The 19,836-nt window shown below is 54.4% G+C and carries 19 protein-coding genes and 3 tRNA genes; 21 read left to right on the forward strand and 1 reads right to left on the reverse strand.

The features are described 5' to 3' along the window. Window positions 1–104 precede the first annotated feature (104 nt). The 13 genes from ACTQ52_RS04105 (at window position 105) to ACTQ52_RS04165 (ending at window position 9,264) form a co-directional block, all read left to right on the forward strand. Window positions 105–176: transfer RNA gene (locus ACTQ52_RS04105), tRNA-Glu, on the forward strand. A 20-nt stretch (window positions 177–196) separates the two neighbouring features. After that, window positions 197–268: transfer RNA gene (locus tag ACTQ52_RS04110), tRNA-Glu, on the forward strand. Between the two features lie 21 nt (window positions 269–289). Further along, window positions 290–361, forward strand: a tRNA-Glu gene (locus tag ACTQ52_RS04115). Window positions 362–678: 317 nt separating this feature from the next. Next, window positions 679–2,388, forward strand: coding sequence for an AAA family ATPase (locus ACTQ52_RS04120; protein ID WP_441981877.1), 1,710 nt, complete (start codon window positions 679–681; stop codon window positions 2,386–2,388). A gap of 116 nt (window positions 2,389–2,504) precedes the next feature. After that, window positions 2,505–3,380, forward strand: a complete 876-nt coding sequence (gene pgeF / locus ACTQ52_RS04125) for a peptidoglycan editing factor PgeF (protein WP_441981878.1) — start codon at window positions 2,505–2,507, stop codon at window positions 3,378–3,380. A 10-nt stretch (window positions 3,381–3,390) separates the two neighbouring features. After that, the gene (locus ACTQ52_RS04130; RefSeq protein ID WP_441981879.1) at window positions 3,391–3,606 is read left to right on the forward strand and encodes a hypothetical protein; all 216 of its coding nucleotides are present in this window, start codon (window positions 3,391–3,393) and stop codon (window positions 3,604–3,606) included. 116 nt (window positions 3,607–3,722) lie between these two features. Then, window positions 3,723–4,370, forward strand: a complete 648-nt coding sequence (locus tag ACTQ52_RS04135; protein ID WP_441981880.1) for an RluA family pseudouridine synthase — start codon at window positions 3,723–3,725, stop codon at window positions 4,368–4,370. Window positions 4,371–4,487: 117 nt separating this feature from the next. Further along, a complete protein-coding gene (locus ACTQ52_RS04140) occupies window positions 4,488–5,063 on the forward strand; it encodes an HD domain-containing protein (protein ID WP_410043065.1) in 576 nt (191 codons plus the stop codon). A 137-nt stretch (window positions 5,064–5,200) separates the two neighbouring features. Next, on the forward strand, window positions 5,201–6,133 hold the full coding sequence (locus ACTQ52_RS04145; RefSeq protein ID WP_441981881.1) for a hypothetical protein: 933 nt from the start codon (window positions 5,201–5,203) through the stop codon (window positions 6,131–6,133). A gap of 7 nt (window positions 6,134–6,140) precedes the next feature. After that, window positions 6,141–6,488, forward strand: coding sequence for a DUF4186 domain-containing protein (locus ACTQ52_RS04150; RefSeq protein ID WP_441981882.1), 348 nt, complete (start codon window positions 6,141–6,143; stop codon window positions 6,486–6,488). Between the two features lie 231 nt (window positions 6,489–6,719). After that, window positions 6,720–7,727, forward strand: coding sequence for an aspartate--ammonia ligase (asnA, locus tag ACTQ52_RS04155; protein ID WP_410043062.1), 1,008 nt, complete (start codon window positions 6,720–6,722; stop codon window positions 7,725–7,727). Between the two features lie 111 nt (window positions 7,728–7,838). Continuing rightward, complete coding sequence (locus tag ACTQ52_RS04160) at window positions 7,839–8,249, forward strand: hypothetical protein (protein WP_441981883.1); 411 nt, start codon at window positions 7,839–7,841, stop codon at window positions 8,247–8,249. Between the two features lie 157 nt (window positions 8,250–8,406). Continuing rightward, on the forward strand, window positions 8,407–9,264 hold the full coding sequence (locus ACTQ52_RS04165; protein WP_441981884.1) for a CPBP family intramembrane glutamic endopeptidase: 858 nt from the start codon (window positions 8,407–8,409) through the stop codon (window positions 9,262–9,264). Window positions 9,265–9,461: 197 nt separating this feature from the next. Here the strand turns inward: ACTQ52_RS04165 and ACTQ52_RS04170 are convergent, their stop codons facing one another. Continuing rightward, on the reverse strand, window positions 9,462–10,298 hold the full coding sequence (locus tag ACTQ52_RS04170; RefSeq protein WP_441981885.1) for a ribonuclease H family protein: 837 nt from the start codon (window positions 10,296–10,298) through the stop codon (window positions 9,462–9,464). A 220-nt stretch (window positions 10,299–10,518) separates the two neighbouring features. On the opposite strand from ACTQ52_RS04170, the gene ACTQ52_RS04175 reads away from it, so the two are divergent. The 8 genes from ACTQ52_RS04175 (at window position 10,519) to ACTQ52_RS04210 (ending at window position 19,735) form a co-directional block, all read left to right on the forward strand. Further along, window positions 10,519–11,268, forward strand: coding sequence for an HAD family hydrolase (locus tag ACTQ52_RS04175; RefSeq protein ID WP_441226306.1), 750 nt, complete (start codon window positions 10,519–10,521; stop codon window positions 11,266–11,268). Window positions 11,269–11,543: 275 nt separating this feature from the next. Next, a complete protein-coding gene (locus ACTQ52_RS04180; protein WP_410043057.1) occupies window positions 11,544–12,815 on the forward strand; it encodes a GTP-binding protein in 1,272 nt (423 codons plus the stop codon). Window positions 12,816–12,827: 12 nt separating this feature from the next. Further along, window positions 12,828–13,874 carry a TIGR03943 family putative permease subunit gene (locus ACTQ52_RS04185; protein ID WP_441981886.1) on the forward strand — a complete coding sequence of 349 codons (1,047 nt, stop codon included), beginning with the start codon at window positions 12,828–12,830 and terminating at the stop codon, window positions 13,872–13,874. Window positions 13,875–14,150: 276 nt separating this feature from the next. Beyond that, entirely contained in the window at window positions 14,151–15,197 is a 1,047-nt protein-coding gene (locus tag ACTQ52_RS04190; RefSeq protein ID WP_441981887.1) for an ABC transporter substrate binding protein, read from the forward strand. Between the two features lie 292 nt (window positions 15,198–15,489). Continuing rightward, window positions 15,490–16,443, forward strand: a complete 954-nt coding sequence (locus ACTQ52_RS04195) for an ABC transporter permease (RefSeq protein WP_410043054.1) — start codon at window positions 15,490–15,492, stop codon at window positions 16,441–16,443. A 3-nt stretch (window positions 16,444–16,446) separates the two neighbouring features. Next, the gene (locus tag ACTQ52_RS04200; protein ID WP_410043053.1) at window positions 16,447–17,244 is read left to right on the forward strand and encodes an ABC transporter ATP-binding protein; all 798 of its coding nucleotides are present in this window, start codon (window positions 16,447–16,449) and stop codon (window positions 17,242–17,244) included. A gap of 184 nt (window positions 17,245–17,428) precedes the next feature. Next, window positions 17,429–19,048 (forward strand): C40 family peptidase, encoded by a 1,620-nt coding sequence (locus ACTQ52_RS04205; protein WP_441981888.1) that lies wholly within the window; start codon window positions 17,429–17,431, stop codon window positions 19,046–19,048. A 72-nt stretch (window positions 19,049–19,120) separates the two neighbouring features. After that, window positions 19,121–19,735 carry a YczE/YyaS/YitT family protein gene (locus ACTQ52_RS04210; RefSeq protein WP_410043051.1) on the forward strand — a complete coding sequence of 205 codons (615 nt, stop codon included), beginning with the start codon at window positions 19,121–19,123 and terminating at the stop codon, window positions 19,733–19,735. Window positions 19,736–19,836: the final 101 nt, after the last annotated feature.

Here is a 19,836-nt window from a genome sequence, read left to right on the forward strand (position 1 = left end):
GAACATCGAGCCCCTCCGGGGGCTCGAAAAAAATATAAAAAAGTAGTTGACTTTCGGGAGGGTGACTGTTATAGTAATCGAGTCGCCTTGAGCGACACAAATATGGCGGATTGGTCAAGAGGCTAAGACGCAGCCCTCTCACGGCTGAATCCCGGGTTCGATTCCCGGATCCGTCATTTAAAACTTTATATCACATGGCGGATTGGTCAAGAGGCTAAGACGCAGCCCTCTCACGGCTGAATCCCGGGTTCGATTCCCGGATCCGTCACTTCACAACTTTATATCGCATGGCGGATTGGTCAAGAGGCTAAGACGCAGCCCTCTCACGGCTGAATCCCGGGTTCGATTCCCGGATCCGTCACTTCATGAGCTTCAGGTTTTCCTGGAGCTTTTTGTTCGCTCATTTTTATTCCAGTTGGTCCCGGATTCGCCGAGGAAAGGATGCTCATCTACAGACGGTATATCATCCAGACCACGATTGTTTTACGTAAATAGCGTAAATGCTAAAATAGAAGAAATGTTAACACAAAAGAAATGTGGGAACAGATCCGGGATATATGATAGAATTTAATGAGAATCAGGAAATGGATCCCTTGCGTATGGATTTGAGGATTACGTATGTCGGATGAAAGATCTATGAGTATCCAGGCCGATCGATGAGTTGTTGGAGGTAGAAGTATGGTCAAGAACGAGAAACTGAAGCTTCCGGTAGGAATTGATGGATTCGAGAAGATCCGTCGTAACGGTTTTTACTATATCGACAAAACAAAATTAATCGAACAGTTATTTTTTAACTGGGGCGAGGTGAATTTATTCACACGTCCGCGCCGTTTCGGAAAGACGCTTAATATGAGTATGCTGAAGTGCTTTTTTGAAATCGGAATGGATCCGTCGCTTTTTGATGGGCTTTATATTACTGAGAATAAGGAACTGTGCGAGCAACATCAGGGACAGTATCCGGTCATTTTTCTTTCTCTGAAAAATGTCGAAGGCAATGACTTCGAGAGCGCAAAGTACCAGATGATGGAATTGATCTCGAAGGAAGCTATACGACATAGCTCTTTAAGAGAAAGCGAAGCCATGGATGAAAATGCGAAAAAGGCATATGAAGCACTGACCACGTTTTCAGACGGACGATATCAAATGACGGAGGAATCACTGCTTAGCTCATTACAGACGCTTTCCGAGCTATTATCGACACATTATCATAAAAAGACGGTTATCCTGATTGATGAATACGATGTACCGTTAGACAAGGCATTCCAGCATGGTTACTATAAGGATATGGTTTCGCTTATCAGGACGATGTTCGGGAAGGCGCTGAAAAGCAATTCTGCACTCGCATTCGCGGTATTGACAGGTTGCCTCCGCGTTTCAAAGGAAAGTATCTTTACCGGCCTCAACAATTTTAAGATCCTGTCGATCACGGATACGCGTTTTGATGAGCAGTTCGGTTTTACAGATACGGAAGTACGGAAACTGCTTTTCGATTATCATCTGGAAGATCGCTTCGAAGAAGTGAAGGAGTGGTACGATGGATACAGATTCGGAAATGCAGACGTGTACTGTCCGTGGGATGTAATAAATTTTGTGGACCGCGCGAAGGATGACAAAGAAGCGAAACCGGAAGCGTACTGGATCAACACGAGCGGAAATGACCTCGTAAAGCGCTTCATCGATAAAGCAAATAAAACAACAAAGAGTGAGATCGAACGCCTGATAAATGGCGAAGCCATCGAAAAGGAGCTTCGCCTGGATCTCACGTATGAAGAGGTCGATCAGAGCATCGAAAATCTCTGGAGCGTTCTTTTTACGACCGGGTATTTGACGCAGAGTGGAAGAGACGAAAGCGGAGCCTATCGGCTGATTATTCCAAACCGGGAAGTGCGTGAAGTATTCAGACTTCAAATCAACGAATGGTTTAAAAAGTCGATCTTCAGTAACACGGCACGTCTCACAGCATTCTGGAAAGCTTTTGAAGAAGGAGATACCGAAGGTATCGAGCAGTATTTAAACCGCATACTAAGTAATTCCATCAGTGTTTTTGACACGAAAGCAAGAAAAGAAGAGAAGGAAATCTCTTATCATAATCTTCTCGTTGGTATCCTTACCGGAAACGCAGACTGGCTTGTGAAGTCAAACGTCGAAGCCGGAGAAGGATTTGCAGATATCATCGTAGAAACGGATGATCCGGATGCGGGAATCGTCGTAGAGCTAAAATATACGAAAAACTTTGACGATATGAAGATGACTTGCCAAAAGGCCATCGATCAGATCAGGGATCGCCGTTATCAGGAGTATCTATTGAACGATGACCGGAAGAACATCCGGCTGTATGGCATTACCTTCTGTAAAAAACGGTGCTGTGCAATCAGTGAAAAACTGTGAGAGGTTGAGATTTATGATGGTCACGCGATCACTTTGTAATTTTCTCAAAAATATGTATCTGACCTGTGGAATGTTAACTGTACCCCAACCCGCGCATTTATGCTAAAGTATGCTCTATGTTGAAGATCAGGCGGACGGGCACTACGCCCGTCATGGATATCATAAAAACAGAAAACGCGGATGGAAGCGAGCTCCTCTATATGCAGATCCCGGCGATCCGGGCGACGGGGATCGTCGAGCATGCGTTTTCCACACGAATCGGCGGGACGAGCCAGGGCATCTTTAGCTCGATGAATCTGCGCTTCGGGCATGGCGATGAGGATGCGCGGGTGCGCGAGAACTTTCACCGGATGGCGTCGGTGCTGGGGACTGATGAGGCACACATGGTGCTCACGAAGCAGACGCATACGACGAACGTCCGGGTCGTCACCGCGGCGGATGCGGGCTACGGCGTCGTGCGGGAGCGTCCGTACGATGACGTCGATGGTCTGATCACGGATGTGCCGGGGCTCGCCCTCGGGATCTTCGCGGCGGACTGTGTGCCGTTGCTGTTCGTCGATCCGGTGCACCACGTGATCGGCGCGAGTCACTCCGGCTGGCGCGGCACGGTTAAGCGTATGGGCGAGGTTACCATTCGGGCAATGCAGGCGACCTACGGGTCGGTGCCTTCGGATCTCATCTGTGCCATCGGGCCGAGCATCTGCCGGGACTGCTATGAGGTCTCGGAGGATGTGGCGGAGCAATTCAGAACGGCCTTTCCGGGACATGCTGCGGAGATTCTGCGTGACGATGGGCTCAATGCAGCCGGCGAGCAGAAGTTTCATCTCGATCTCTGGGCGGCGAACCGCATCGTGCTCGAGGAAGCGGGCGTCCCGGCAGCACAGATCAGTGTGACGGATATCTGTACAAACTGTAATCCTGCGTTGCTGTTCAGTCATCGCTATACGCATGGGTTCCGGGGAAACAATGGTGTATTTATCATGCTGAAGTAGAGGTGTTATTATGAATTTACCGATTGCAATTTTACTGATCGTGGGGATCGCGGCGCTGACGGTCTATATCTTCCGTCATGCGATGAAGAAGGAGGATCTCGGGAAGGATGGCTGCTCCGGCTACAAGGGCTGCGCGTCCTGCGCGGCGTCCGAGTACTGCAACCATATCACGAGCCTCGAGAAGTTCGCGGATGAGCGGGACAAGGAAAAGAAGACGAAGAAGTAAAGATCGTTTATCCGACGGCGGCGTCCGTAGATGAGCGGGACAGGGAAAGAAGTAAAGATCGTTTATCCGAGGGTGGCGTCCCCGGATGAGCAGGACAGAGAAAAGAAGACGAGGACATGAAGATCATTCATAAGACAGCGGAGTATACGGTCGTCTGCAAGGCGGCCGGTGAGGATTCGGAGCATGATCTGCCGGAGATGCTTGCGGAGCAGAACGGCGATCGGGCGACGGATTATTATGTCGTGCACCGGCTTGATAAAGCGGCGTCTGGACTGCTCGTGCTGGCACGGGATCGTCAGACGGCGGGCGAGCTCAGCCGCCAGCTGACGGAGAACCGTCTTCGGAAGACCTACCTCTGTGTCGTCCCGGGGGTGCCGGCGCCGGTGAGTGGGGAGATGCAGGACCTTCTTTATCAGGATAAGATGAAGAAGAAAATGTTTCCGGTGAAGCGGAAGCGCGCCGGCGTGAAGGAGGCTTCGCTTACATACAGGGTACTGGAGACACAGGCACCGCTCACGCTCGTCGAGGTGGAGCTTCAGACGGGACGCTTCCATCAGATCCGCTGTCAGTTTGCGGCGCGGAAGCTGCCGCTCGTCGGAGACGGGAAGTATGGCTCGCGGGTGCGGAGTCCGCATCTCGCGCTGTTCTGCCGTCAGCTTTCGTTTTATGATGCGAAGGAGAAGAAGGAGTGTTCCTTCACGGCAGCGCCACCGGCGGAGTTGCCATGGACGGCGTTTTCCTGCGCTTCCGATGAAGTGAAGTGAGGTCATCTGAAAACGGGGCGGAAGCATTGGCCTAAAGAGTACGAGAGGTGGTTGTCGAGCCTGCGGAGGGAAATCGCCGGGGCTGCGTTTGAGTCGTCGGGAAGATGAGGGAGAGATATGACGGAATTCGAATTTCTGGACATCATGCATCGGGCGGAGATGCTGAAAAATAATACACGGCACAGCTGGACCTCGCAGGATCGGCATGAGTCGGTGGCAGAGCACAGCTGGCGGCTTGCGTTCATGGTGCTCATGTACAGCTACGAGCTGAAGAAGGAGTTTCCGGAGGTCGACATCGACAAGGTGCTTCGGATGTGCATCATCCATGACCTCGGTGAGGCCTTCACCGGCGATATCCCGTCGTTCTACAAGACGGACGCGGATTCGGTGAAGGAGTCGGACATCCTGCTTGACTGGTTCCGCTCGATGCCGGCGCCGTTTGACACGGAGCTTCCGGCGCTCTGGGAGGAGATGGAGGCGCTTGAGACGACCGAGGCGCGCATCTACAAAGCCTTCGATAAGATCGAGGCGGTGGTGCAGCACGATGAGGCGAAGCTCAGCACCTGGCTCCCGCTCGAGCGCGAGCTGCAGCTCACGTACGGCGCGGAGAATATGAAGTTTTCGAGGAAGCTTCAGAAGCTTCGCGCTGTGATCGATGAGGAAACACGGAAGAAGATCGCAGAGGGCAGGTAAGACCAGCAGCCGCGCTGGACAGGATCGATAGAAGTGGCCCGGCGGCGGACATGGTTGACAGAAGCGGGCAGCGAGCGGAGATGTTTTCGCCCGCGCGGACGGCACGCGATACGCATCAGCGATGAGAGGATGTACATATGAAGGATTACGAGCCGGAACGGCAGCCATCGATTGAAATCTCAACACAGGCGTCGGCAGATCAGCATTGGCAGACGCTCGACCGGAGCACGCTCGCACCGCGCTCCGTGCTGCTCTACGCGGAGCGGCTGTCGGAGGCGGTCGATCTCAGGCCAATGCTGTCGACCGGTCTGATCATGGCGGTGCAGGTGGCGGGTGATCCCGCGGAGGATGGTGCCGTACTGGATTTTGCTTACGTGCAGGGTCTTCGGAAGCAGTGCATCGCGGCAGATGTGCCGTTTCACTTTGCGGGCACCGGCGCGAACTTTCAGATGAAGGGGCGGATGTTCCACATTCCGGCGAAGCTGCAGGCCTCGCAGGCGGCGAAGGCGGAGCTGGAGTATTTCCCGATCTGCCTCGCGATGAACGCACCGGTGCCGGCATTGGCCCAGGACTTATCAGAGGATGCAGGGAAGGCGGCGAAGATCGACACGACGTCCGTGGAGACGCGTAAGCCGCAGCGAAGCTACGCAGGCAGAAGGTCCGTACAGACCGGTGGATGGGAAGCAATGGGCCATGCACCGTCGATGTTTGATCAGATGTCGGGTGGTCAGGATCGTGGAAGATCGATGCCCGGTGTCGCAGTTGCGCTGCCGGATGCGGATGGCTTTGCGCCGGTGAGCTTCAATCCTTTCGAGGATGGGGAGGATACGGCGCAGGAAAATGCGCATCCGGAGGACGAGGACCCGACGTTTTTCGGCTCGCCGGAGCATCCGAGTGTGAAAAATCTGCACTATACGATCGAGGTCTCGGATGACGATGATGATTATCAGGGGGCCAGTGCCGAGGATCATCGGCAGCTCGAGGAGAGTGAGCGGGCGCGGAAATCCGGTGCGCAGGTGCAGTTCCTTCAGGAATCACTGCGACTCGCCGAGGACGGAGGTCATCCCTGACCAGGCGATGGCGCGCCTCTTCGAGCGCCTCGCACAGAGTAAATTCCGGTCCGGCTTCCATCTTCGGGCGCAGGAGCGCGCCTACTTCGAGAAGCAGGGGCGTGCGAAGATCGAGGAGCATGCGCGGGATTTCATCCGGGAGCGTCTGGCACCGGCAGAACCGCGTAACGATGGGAAGCAGACCCCGTGGCGGGGGCACCCGGTCTTCATCGCGCAGCATGCCACCGGCTGCTGCTGTCGCGGCTGCCTCAGTAAGTGGCATCACATCCCGCCGCATCGGGCGCTCCGTGAGGACGAGCAGCGCTACATCGTTTCGGTGCTGATGTGCTGGATCGACCGGGAGATGAAAGCGTAAAAGCGAGGCCCCGGAGGGGCGGCGACGGAGGCACAGTACTCCGAGACCGGTTCAATCTAAGCCGGGGACCCTAAGCGGCACTAGGCCCTCTGCCTGAACGATACAGCAACGTTTCAGGTGTCACGAAAAGAACTTGCATATACAGGTCGTGCGTGCTACATTTTTTAATTATTGAAATGAACTGGGCGGTGTCAGCATCACTGGCAGTATGTCCAGATTTAGGGGGTAAGTATGGGACTGATCATTCCAAAGGATTATGATCCGCGTCTTTCTGTGCGTGAGACACAGGAGGCAATCAAGTATATCAGAGATACATTTCAGAAGGAGTTCGGTCGGGAGATGAATCTCAGCCGTATCTCTGCGCCGCTTTTCGTGCCGAAGAGCTCGGGTCTCAATGATAATCTGAACGGTTATGAGCGTCCGGTCAGCTTCGATGTTCCATGGTGGCCGGATGAGACGATCGAGGTCGTGCATTCGCTGGCGAAGTGGAAGAGAATGGCACTGAAGAAGTACGGCTTCAAGCCGGGCGAGGGTCTCTATACCAACATGAACGCGATTCGTCGCGATGAGGAGCTCGATAATCTGCACAGTTGCTATGTCGATCAGTGGGACTGGGAGATGGTCATCAACAAGGAGGACCGGAACACCACGACCCTCGAGGGTACGGTACGTATGATCTTCCGTATCATCAAGCACATGGAGCATGAGGTATGGTACAAGTATCCGAATGCGGTCAACAAGCTGCCGGATGATATTTACTTCATCGATTCCGAGACACTGCTTCAGATGTACCCGGATAAGACGCCGAAGGAGCGCGAGAACGCAATCTGTAAGGAGCATGGCTGTGTGTTCATCAGTCGCATCGGTGATAAGCTGTCAAACGGGGAGCCGCACGATGGTCGTGCACCGGACTATGATGACTGGGCACTGAACGGCGACATCCTGTTCTGGTATCCGACGCTCGACTGTGCACTGGAGATCAGCTCCATGGGTATTCGTGTCGACGAGATGTCGCTGCGTGCGCAGCTGAAGAAGGCCGGCTGTGAGGAGCGTGCAAATCTTCCATACCATAAGATGCTGCTCGAGGGTGAGCTTCCGTACACCATCGGTGGTGGTATCGGTCAGTCGCGTCTCTGCATGCTTCTGCTGAATCGTGCGCACGTCGGTGAGGTACAGGCCAGCATCTGGCCGCAGGAGATGATCGATACCTGCCGTGAGCATAACATCATCCTGCTTTGATTCTGATTTTGAGAGCCTGCTTTCAGCAGGCTCTTTTCATATTTGAATTCTGGCAGGACTCGATGCTATAATGGAATGGCAGTAAAGCGGTTTAGAAAGGAGGGCAGAGTGATGGCGACGAGGAGAATGCAGAAGCTGAGTGCGGTATGGATGCTGCTGGCTGTGCTCTGTCTTTTACTGATCACGCCTTTTCGTAATATCTCTGCACTTCGTGTGAACGGGGAAAGCAGTGTGGCTACGCATCAGATTTCTGCGGAGGATTCACTGACGGCGCGGATCGAGGAGGGGAAGCTTTCGGATATGGCGGAGCTTCGTCACTTTCTGAATGTGACGATCGAGAAAAGCGGCAGCAGAACGCGTATGGCCCAGCGCTTCGATGAGGGTAGTGATGCGCTGCTTCGTCGTGATTTTGCGCTGAAAGCTGTGAATGCTTTTCGATGTCATGAATTTCTCGAGCACGGGGCTTCACGTTCACCGCTGTCCATCCTGACGGTTCTGGATTCGGTTCGACTTCTGAATTAAATACTCTTTTCAATTTCGTGCGATAAAGTACCGGACGATGATCGATACATACAGGCTTATCCAGTCTATGTATAGGGGTTCGGTCGATACGATCATACACTGCATGTCCGTCGAGTGGGGCAAGCATGATGATGTAAACATTGAAAAGAGGTTCTATATGAAGGAAACGCGTAGAGCGTTCATGCATCGTCACCCGATCATGTACGCCATCATGACGGCGCTTTCCTTTCTTCTGATTTTATATTTCACGGCACATGTTACACAGGGAATCGAGATCCCGGGCTATGGCGGACTGCTTCTTCGTGAAGAGTCGGCGCTGATTCTCACCATGCTCGTACTGGCGGGCTTCGGTATGCTGCAGGAGATTCCGTGGGAGCAGGATAATTTCATGGATACGCTGAAGGCGGGTGGTTTCATCCTTCTGCTGGATGCGCTTCTTCTTCAGTATGAGCGTATCCTGATGATCGAGAATGACGCCCTGCCATGGACACAGATACTGATTTTCCTCGCCTTTATCTTCCTGGTGGGGCTCCTGGAGGAGACGGTCTTCCGGGGCATCATCGAGGAAACACTGATCCGCAGCTTCCGGCCGATTGCGCTCGGTCGGCTGCAGGCAGCCTATCTGACCGGTCTTCTTTTCGGCCTCGCCCATGTCATCAACATGAGCTGGGCAGCGGATCCGATGGCCGTCGTTTTCCAGATGATGCAGAATGTAGTCATTGGCATCTATCTGAGTCTCATCTATGCTCGTGCGCGGAACGTTCTCGCGATGATTTTCCTGCACGCCTTTTATGATTTCACTTCCCTCATGATGTCCGGTATTTATGGGATCGGCAGCATGCAGCAGGGAGTCGAGGCGATGAACGCGACGAGCCTCTGGGTGCTCCTCATCTATCTCGGACCGATCGTCTACCTCACGATCCGGATCCTCGTCGATGTACATCGGCAGAAGCTTCGCGAGCGTGGCACGGAGGTGGCGGAGCGCAGTCACGAAAGTAAGCAGGCCTACGCGTGAGCTGATTCATACATAATATCAGAAGAAAAAACGTCGTCAGCAAAAAGCTGCCGTTCTGCCCCGGGATTTCGGAGTGGGACGACAGCTTTTTCAGTGCAGATAAGCTTAAGAATTTCGTAAAGGGGGTCTGACCCCATTAAATTTTTATAAACAGAATCTAAACAGAAGTTTATGGGGTCAGACCCCATAAACTGACGTCAGGCGATGCCGACGGAGGCCTTCGCGAGCTGGTCGACGAGCTCGTTGAAGCGGACGCCGGTGTGTGCCGCAACCTTCTGGAAACGGATCTCTATGCGTGGTCGGATCGCCTCGATGAAGGCCTTGTATGCACGTGTGCCTTCCTTGTTCGTTTTCCACTGGCCGTTCGCCCACATCTCGATGCCCATATAATCATAGAAGATCGTGATGCTCGCGATGCCGGCATCGGCTGCCGCCTGTATCGCCGCCATCGAGCCATGAATCTCGCCCGCGACGTTCCGCATCGTACGTAAGGTCTCGTCTCGTCCGTGCCCCTGAAGCGGGCGAATGCTTCCGTCCCGACACAGCAGCACCCCGCCATAACCATAGACACCCGTCGAGAGATTGAAGCTGCCATCAACGTACGCGAGCGCCTCGGTCTCGACCGCTGAAAGCTCCTGCATCACATCCTCCCGCGTCACATCCGAGACGGAATGGAAGAGCGGGCCCTTCGGAGCGATGGCCGTTCGGCTGGAAGAGGCCTTCGCACCGCCTGCAGACGATGGGATCGCGCTTCGTCTGGAAATGGACGTTTTCGCAGATTCGGTAGAACGTTGAGGTTTCATACTTCTGGAAGCGACAGAAGCGGAAACAGACGACGAATCCGAAACTTCCGGCACATCAAACGGCAATTGCAGATCATAGCCATCTGCCTTCACAAATGCCTCTGCCTCCGCCCGGGTTTTAAACTTCTTAAAGACCGCACCGGCTGCACCGGTCACCTCTCTCTGGCAGTCACTCCAGTTCTCATAAACACCCGGATGACGCCCCTTCTGCACTGCATAATAAAACTTCATATTTAGATGAACTCCATTTTCTGATTTCGTATTCCGTTATTCTAGCATGGTTTCGCTTGAACTGCAGATAAAAAACGAAGGCCCTCCGGTTCCCTGCTTGATCAGTACACGTGTGAACAGTAACGGCTCCCCTTTCGTAAACACTCAGTTTATACGAATTTAATACTGCAGTGCCGCCTTTCGTGCTATAATTTCCATGTTTTAAACACAGGAGGTTGCTATGTCTCAGAAATACAGTGCACTATTAATGGATCTCGATGGAACGCTCGTGAACACGCTCTACAGTCTCCAGGACACCATGAATAAAACCATGGATGAGCTGGGCCTCGACCGCATCACGCTCGAGCAGACGAAGAAGTTCGTCGGAAACGGCGGTGAGAAGTTCGTCGAGCGCGCCCTGGCGGCCACGGCGGACCGTTACTATAGAGAAGCGGAGAAGTGGGAGGAGAAGGACGAGGACCGGGCGATCGATCTCGACCAGAAGGCGGATGAGGTGATGGAGCTTTTCGATGACGCCTGGAACCTGTACATGGATTTCTTCCAGGAGAACTGCACCTACAAGGCGGAGCCGTATCCGGGGCTGAAGGCCTGTCTCGATGAACTGAAGGCGGAGGGCTGGAAGCTCGCCTGTATCACGAACAAGTCGCTGCATGAAGCCATCAAGGTCCTCGATACTGCCTATGGCGCCGGCTACTTCGATTATATCTCGGGCGATGACGGCACCCATCCGCTGAAGCCGGACACCGGCGTCGTCGATGATGCCCTCGCGCACATCGGAAAGACTGCAGCGGACTGCCTCTATGTCGGCGACACGAACACGGATATGGAAACGGCGAAGCGCGCAGGCATCCCGTCCATCGGCTGCATCTACGGCTTCCGGACGCAGGAGGAGCTCGAGGAGAGTGGCGCAGCGATCTGTATCGAGCAGGCCGCAGACCTTCGGAAGGCGATCGACTACCTTTCTGAGTGAGCCCTTTCTTCCACTGTACGATCGCTTCCGCATCCGAAGGAGAGGCCAATGCAGGCGGCCTCAACTCTTAAATCTTTCGAAACTCTTCGGATTGCGGAGCTGCTTGATTGACAAGCGGAAATGCGCTGACTATACTTAGCAGTGTTATAAAGAGAGTGCTAATAAACCGTGAGGTACGATTGTATTATGCTACCGGAGCTTATGGGCCGGGTATGTACCGTACGGTCGTTTGCATTGTCCTGATAAATGACATGATGACTGGAAGGAGTAATCATATGACACGTATAGATATCGTATCCGGTTTCCTCGGAGCCGGAAAGACCACCTTCATTCAGCGCCTGCTGGATGAGGCCTTAAAGACGGAGAAGGTTGTGCTGATCGAGAACGAGTTTGGTGAGATCGGCATCGACGGCGGTTTCCTGAAGGATGCCGGCATCGAGATCCGTGAGATGAACCAGGGCTGCATCTGCTGCTCACTGGTTGGTAATTTTGAGAAGTCTCTGCAGGAGGTTGTGGAGACATATAAGCCGGATCGTATCATCATCGAGCCGTCTGGTGTCGGCAAGCTGTCGGACATCATCGGTGCGGTGAAGGCGGTTTCCGCTAACCTCGATGTCGAGCTGGATGCGGCGGTGACCATCGTGGATGCACAGAAGGCGAAGCTCTACTCGAAGAACTTCGGCGAGTTCTTTAACAACCAGATTCTCTATGCTGGTACCGTCGTGCTGTCGAGAACCGATATTGCAGCTGAGGAGAAGGTCGATACTGCGGTGAAGATCGTGAAGGAGATCAATCCGAAGGCACAGGTCGTGACGACCCCGGAGGCACAGCTCAGCGGTGAGCAGCTCATCCGTATCATCTCCGGTAAGGATGATCTCGAGGAGTCCATGATGAAGGAAGTCATGGAGAGAGTCCATGCACATGAGGGTGAGGAAGAGGACGACGATGATCACGATGTGATCGAGACCCTCGATAATGGCATCACCATCCACCATCATCACGATCACCATCACCATCATCACCATCACCATGATCACGATCACGAGCATGAGCATGACGAGGACGAGCACTGCTGCCACCACGGCCATGACGATGAGGACCATGATCATGAGGAGCACGAGCACCATCACCACGATCATGATGAGGACGAGCACTGCTGCTGCCACCACGATCACGAGGATGAGGACCATGATCACGAGGAGCACGAGCACCATCACCACGAGCATGACGAGCACGGCCACTGCTGCTGCCATGACCATGACGCGGACGAAGTATTCACGAACTGGGGCATGGAAACCCCGCATCCGTTTAGTAAGTCGAAGCTCGAGTCCATCCTTCACGAGATGGCCGAGGGTGAGACCTACGGCACCGTCATCCGCTGCAAGGGTATGCTCGAGGATGCGGAGAACCGTGGTCACTGGATGTACTTCGACCTCGTACCGGGTCAGACCGATGTACGGGAGGGCTCTCCGGAGTTCACCGGTAAGGTCGTCGTGATCGGCGCTCATCTCGATGAAGAAGCACTGAAGCACGCATTCTGCGAATAAATAGGAGTTTTTATGGCAACAAGTGATAATTACGAGTTACAGGATGATCAGATTCCTGTATTCCTGATCAACGGCTTCCTCGAGGCCGGCAAGACCGAGTTCATCAAGTACACCATGGCCCAGGATTATTTCCAGACCGAGGGCACGACCCTGCTTCTCCTTTGCGAGGAGGGTGAGTCCGAGTACGAGGAGGCAGAGCTCCTGAAGTACCATACGGTCGCGATCCGCATGGAGAAGGAGACCGACTTCAACGAGGCGTACCTCTCGAAGCTGCAGGCAGAGTATAAACCGGAGCGTATCATCATTGAGTGGAACGGTATGTGGAACCAGGATGATCTCTACGACGGTCCGATGTCCGAGCAGGAGCTCGCGAAGGATCAGGGACGTCCGGCGAACTACGCGCTGTCGATGCCGGAGAGCTGGGTGATTTACCAGGTCATCACCATCATGGATGGATCCACCCTCGGCATCTACATCAATAACAACAATATGCGCAGCTTCCTCGGACAGATGCTCCGGGAGGCGGAGCTCGCGATCGTGAACCGCTGTGATGACGTTTCCAGCGATCAGCTGGTGGACTTCCGTCGTAAGATTCGTGCGATGGGACAGGGGGCAATGCTGATCCTCGAGGACAAGAATGGCGAGATCCAGCAGGACATGCTCCCGGAGGATCTGCCATATGACCTCGCGGCCGACAGCATTGACCTGAAGCCGGAGGACTACGGCATCTGGTTCGTCGACTGCATGGATAACCCGGAGCGCTATATCGGAAAGAAGATCACGTTCACCGGTATGGTTCTGAAGCGCCGCGGTATGCCGTCGAACGAGTTCATCCCAGGCCGTATGGCGATGACCTGCTGCGCACAGGATATGACCTTCCTCGGCTTCGTAACGAAGGGCGATCCGGCCGTGATCGCGCCGTATAACACGAGAGACTGGGCGAAGCTCACGGCGACTGTTTCGATGGAAGAGCGGGAGGAGTACAGCGGCGAGGGCCCTGTGCTGGAGCTCGAGTCGATCGATCGGACCGGTCCGATCGATGATGTCGTCACATTCTAATAAAGATTCTGAAACGAAAACTTCTGAAATCAGGAGTGAGTTTAAAACGAAAGCCGTGGCAGATGCTGCGGCTTTTATTTATGTTTTGAGCCGGGCGGTTAAACGATCAGAGCTATAGAAGATATAAACACAGGTGATTGCCTGCGCCTTTTCTATAATTTATCCTTGCATTTGAAAAAATACGCGCTATAATACATTCATAACTAATCCACTTTAAAGTGTTAAAGCTTCTAAGACTTTAAAGGATAAAAGCGGATGAGAAAGAGGAGATGCATTATGAAAAAGATGAACAGATTTACAGCGATTTCCATGGCCGCGATGATGGCTGTGGCTTCCTTAAGTGCCTGTGGCTCCAGCTCCACACCGACCGCGACGACCGCGGCAGCAGCAGAGACGACAGCAGCCGCAGCAGAGACCGATGCGACGACCGCAGCGGCAGCCGAGGCGACCGACGGTAAGACCTATAAGATCGGCGTACTCCAGCTCGTACAGCATGCGGCGCTCGATAAGGCAAACGAGGGCTTCGTAAAGGCACTCGATGATTCGGGTATTTCCTATGAGATCGATCAGCAGAACGCGTCCGGTGAGCAGTCTGCCTGCCAGACCATCGCTGAGAAGTTCGTAAATGATGGAGATGACCTTATCTATGCGATCGCGACGCCGGCAGCACAGGCCGCTTCCGCGGCGACGACCACCATCCCGATCGTTCTTTCCGCGGTAACCGATCCGGCAGAGTCCGGCCTCGTAGCTTCCAACGACGCGCCTGGCGGAAATGTCACCGGTACCTCTGATCTGACCCCGGTAGCGGAGCAGATCGATCTTCTGAAGCAGCTTCTTCCGGATGCGAAGACCGTCGGTATCCTTTTCTGTACCGCGGAGTCGAACTCCGAGATTCAGGCACAGATGGCGAGAGACGCCTGCGATAAGGCCGGCCTCGCACATGCGGATTACACCGTTTCCAGCTCGAACGAGATCCAGACCGTCGTGGAGTCTATGATCGGTAAGGTTGACGTCATCTACGCACCGACCGATAACACCATCGCAGCCGGCATGGCGACCGTCGCTTCTGTCGCAACCGACAACAAGATCCCGATCATCTGTGGTGAGGAGAACATGGTCAATGAAGGCGGCCTCGCAACCTATGGCATCGACTACTACCAGCTCGGCTACATGGCAGGTGAGCAGGCTGTGGAGATCCTGAAGGATGGAAAGAATCCTGCAGATATCCCGATCGGCTACCTCAGCGCGGATAAGTGCACGATCGCTGTCAATCAGGAAACCGCTGATACGCTCGGCATCGATGTTTCTTCTGTCAAGAAGTAAGTCGCTTTTCAGCCTTCTGTGCCGGGCGGTGGATATAAAGACTTCGTTCTTCGCATCATCGCAGGGGCGTCACGGATGAGGATGAAAACGAAATTTATTTTTCAGAACCGAGGGCGGAGCAGAGGCTTCGCCCTTTTTATATTCCTTGTTGACTTTAAAGTACTAAAGTCCTATGATTATGAAAGTTGTATCAGCGCTTTAAAGCGTCTATGTGACAGAATATGTAGACCGCTTGGGAGGATGCTTTCTTGCGCAGGATACAACCTTATTTTTTATTACAGGAGGAAACCTCATGAACGGTTTACTTGCATCCATGCTGGGCGCGGTTTCACAGGGACTCATCTGGTCGATGATGGTGCTCGGCGTCTATATCACCTTTAAGCTTTTAAATATCGCCGATATGACGACGGACGGTGCCTTCGCACTGGGCGGCTGTGTGTGCGCGACGATGATGCTCGCGGGACTCGATCCGACCCTCGCACTGATCTGCGGTTCACTGGCAGGTGGCGTGGCAGGTGCGGTGACCGGTGTTTTACATACCTTCTTCGGTATTCCGGCGATCCTCGCTGGAATCCTGACCCAGATCTCACTCTGGTCCATCAATCTCCGGATCATGTCGGATAAGTCGAATCAGTCGGTGAATAAGATTGCGTCCGACATCACCTTCTGGGTGGATAAGCTCGGCATCACCCAGTCGCAGGCGACGCTGATCGTCGGACTCATCGTCGCGATCGCACTGATCGCCATTCTCTACTGGTTTTTCGGTACCGAACTCGGTGCGGCACTGCGTGCAACGGGTAACAACGAGGATATGATCCGGGCCCTCGGCGTAGATACGAACCATGCGAAGCTGCTCGGCCTCGTCATCGCGAACGTCCTCTGCGGCCTGTCCGGCGCCCTCGTCTGCCAGTCCACGAAGTATGCGGATGTCGGTATGGGTACCGGTGCGATCGTCATCGGTCTCGCGTCCATCGTCATCGGTGAAGTCATTTTCGCCCATGCACGTAATTTCGCAATGCGTTTAAGCTCGGCGGTCATCGGCTGTGTCATTTACTTCGTTATCCGTGCCGTCGTGCTCCGTCTCGGTATGAAGGCGAACGACATGAAGCTTCTGTCGGCGGTTATCGTCGCCCTCGCGCTCTGTATCCCGGTAGCGATGCAGAAGTATCGTGCAGCGAAGAGCTATCGTGAGCGTGTATCCGAGGATGAGGAAGCGACGGATGCACTCGAGCAGAAGGAGGCATAAGCGATGTTAGTGATCAAGAACGTACGAAAGACCTTTAACAAGGGAACCGTCAATGAAAAGAAGGCACTGCGTGGCATCAACCTGACCCTGAACGATGGTGATTTCGTGACCATCATCGGCGGTAACGGTGCCGGCAAGTCGACCCTTCTCAATATGATCGCCGGTGCCTATCCGGTCGATTCCGGCATCATCGAGATCGATGGTGAGAACATCACGAAGCAGCCGGAGTGCAAGCGCGCGAAGTACATCGGACGTGTATTCCAGGATCCGATGAAGGGCACGGCTGCCGACATGCAGATCGAGGAGAATATGGCGCTCGCCTTCCGAAGAGGAGAGCGCAGACGTCTCCGCTGGGCGGTTACCCAGAAGGAGCGTGAGTTCTATAAGGATGCGCTCGAGCGTCTCGGCCTCGGTCTGCAGAGCCGTATGACCAGTAAGGTCGGACTCCTGTCCGGTGGTCAGCGCCAGGCCCTGACCCTGCTGATGGCGACGCTCAAGCGTCCGCATCTGCTCCTGCTTGACGAGCATACCGCGGCCCTCGATCCGAAGACCGCCTCGAAGGTCCTGGCTCTCACCGAGGAAATCGTCGGGGAGAACCATCTGACGGCCCTCATGGTTACCCACAACATGAACGACGCGATCCGCATCGGAAACCGCCTCATCATGATGGATAACGGAAAGATCATCTATGATGTCGCCGGGGAAGAGAAGAAAAAGCTCACCGTCGAGGATCTGCTTCAGAAGTTCGAGGAGGCCTCCGGCGGAACCTTCGCGAACGACCGTATGATGCTCGCGCGATGATGTGACGGACGGAAGCATTGGCGCAGGGCAATGCAGGCGACTGGAACGCAGGCGGCTGTGCCGTGCGCTTCTGAAAAAAATAATGTAAATACAGGACCCCTATGCTATAATGCTCGTGATTTTGAGTTTATAGGATAGGGGCATTTTTATGGGAAAGCCTGGAAGAAGCAGAAAAAAACAGGGTATGGGAAGTGAGGCGAAGCAGAGGATTCTTCTGATTTCGGCGCTCGTTTTCTGCGTCCTGATTATGGGCCTCCTGATCCGCGTACTGGTGCGCGGCGGGAAGCAGGAGGCCGTCGTGGAAGAGCAGCAGCTGAGCTCGGAAAGTGAGTGTACGGCGGTCCCGGAAACGATTTCGACGGAATCGCAGATTCGGCGTCTCACCGATCAGATACAGGCGGATACGTTGCAGCGGGTGCTGCAGCAGTATGCGACGCTCGGCATCGTGAAATGTGACAGCTACATCAACTTCCGTTCGGCACCGAACCAGAACGATCTCACGAACATCATGGGTGAGCTTACGAATGGTGCGGCCGTGAACATCCTCGAGATGGATCCGGAGGGGGCCGAGGGCTGGGTGCATGTGCAGTCCGGCGGGATGGATGGCTATATGTCGAAGCGCTATCTCGTGACCGGCGAGGAGGCGATCGCGATGGTGCCGGAGCTGATCCGCGTGCGTGCGACCGTCATCACCGATCATCTCCGGATGCGTTCGGGACCGGTCATCGAGGACGGCAATACGGTCGGCTCCGCGGCGAAGGGCGAGAAGTATGAGGTACTCGAGCGTGCCGGTCAGAGCTGGATCAAGATCGCGCCGGATAACATCGATACCATCGACACCTGCTATATGTCGGCGGATCCTCAGTATGTGACGATCGACTACGGCCTCGACGAGGCGCGCACCCTGAACCTGAAGGCGAAGGTGCTCAATATGTACGATCATCTCGGTGTGTCCCTCGCAAGCGACTACATCAACGTGCGCTCCTCACCGAAGGAGGACGGAATCAATAATATCGTCGGTAAGTTCCCAGGCTATGCCGGCTGCAATATCCTCGGCGAGGAGGACGGCTGGTATAAGATCCAGTCCGGTCCGGTCACCGGCTATGTGCGGAAGGACCTCATCGCGACGGGCGATACGGCGCAGAATCTCGCCGTGCAGCACGCGCAGGTCATGGCGATTGTAAACACGGAGTCTCTGAACGTCCGCTCAGAGGCCTCGACCGATTCGAAGGCCTGGACGGCGGTCACCTCCGGTCAGCGTTATAATGTACTGAATCAGCTGGACGGCTGGGTACAGCTCGAGCTGGACGCGGGTGATGATGACGGTGAAGATCAGGGAGCGTTCGTCTCGACGCGTGACAGCAACGTCACCGTGCAGTATGCACTGCAGGAGGCCATCGAGTACTATCCGGCGGTCGAGGCTGCGAACGCGGCCATGGCCTTCCGAAACAAGATCGTCAACTTCGCCTGTCAGTTCGTCGGTAATCGCTATGTCTGGGGCGGCACCTCGCTCACCCATGGCTGTGACTGCTCCGGCTTCACGCAGTCAGTACTGAAGAACTTCGGCATCTCTGTCCCACGTGTATCCCGTGATCAGGCGCGGAGCGGATCGAAGGTGACGAGTGCGAATATGCGCCCGGGCGACCTCATTTTCTACGCAAACCGCAGTGGTACGATCAACCACGTCGGTATGTACATCGGAAATGGCCAGGTGGTCAACGCCGCTTCCACCCGCTCCGGTATCCGCATCTACCGCTGGAACTACCGGACCCCGGTGGCCATCCGAAACGTCATCGGCGACTGACCCACCGCGCCAGACTTAATGGGGTCTGACCCCATTAAATTTTTATAAACTTTTAGAGGAGAAGAAACATCTATGCAGAATAACAAGATCAGTGCAAGCCGCATCGCCGGTATGCTCCTCGGCTGTGTCGTGATTTCCCTCGGCATCGCCTTCTTCAAGCAGTCCGGGCTGGGCAATGACTCCATCACGGCGCTTAACCTCCGGACATCGGAGCTCCTCGGGATCTCCCTCGGCACCATGAATCTGATGGCGAACACGCTCTTTTTCATAGTCGAGATCCTCTGGGGCCGGAAATACATCGGTCTCGGCACCTTCTTTAACTGGGTGACCATCGGCTACATCGTGACCTTCTTTTATCAGCACATCGAACAGATCTTCGGCGTGGCGTCGTCCTTTCCGGTACAGCTGATCTTCGTGATTCTCGGTGTCGTGATCACCTCCGTCGGTGTTTCAATGTACCAGACCGCGAACCTCGGCATCGCCCCGTACGATTATCTCGCCATCGGTCTCGCCGACCATACCCCATTTCCATACTTCGGCTGCCGCGTCTTCACGGACGCCCTGACCGCGCTCATCACCTTCCTGCTCGGCGGACTTATCGGCCTCGGTACCCTGATCTGCGCCTTCGGCCTCGGCCCCTTCATCAGTTTCTTTGATACCCATTTCTCAAAGAAGTGGATTCGCTGAAACAATGATGCCCTCCTGGGCCTCACTTTAATCGAAACAAATTGTTTTAACGAACATGCAACGGGGTTATGGAGAATTTTACAAGTAGTTATTGAAACTAT

It is taken from the genome of Oribacterium sp. Sow4_G1_1 (assembly GCF_052116105.1).
Taxonomy (GTDB): domain Bacteria; phylum Bacillota; class Clostridia; order Lachnospirales; family Lachnospiraceae; genus Oribacterium.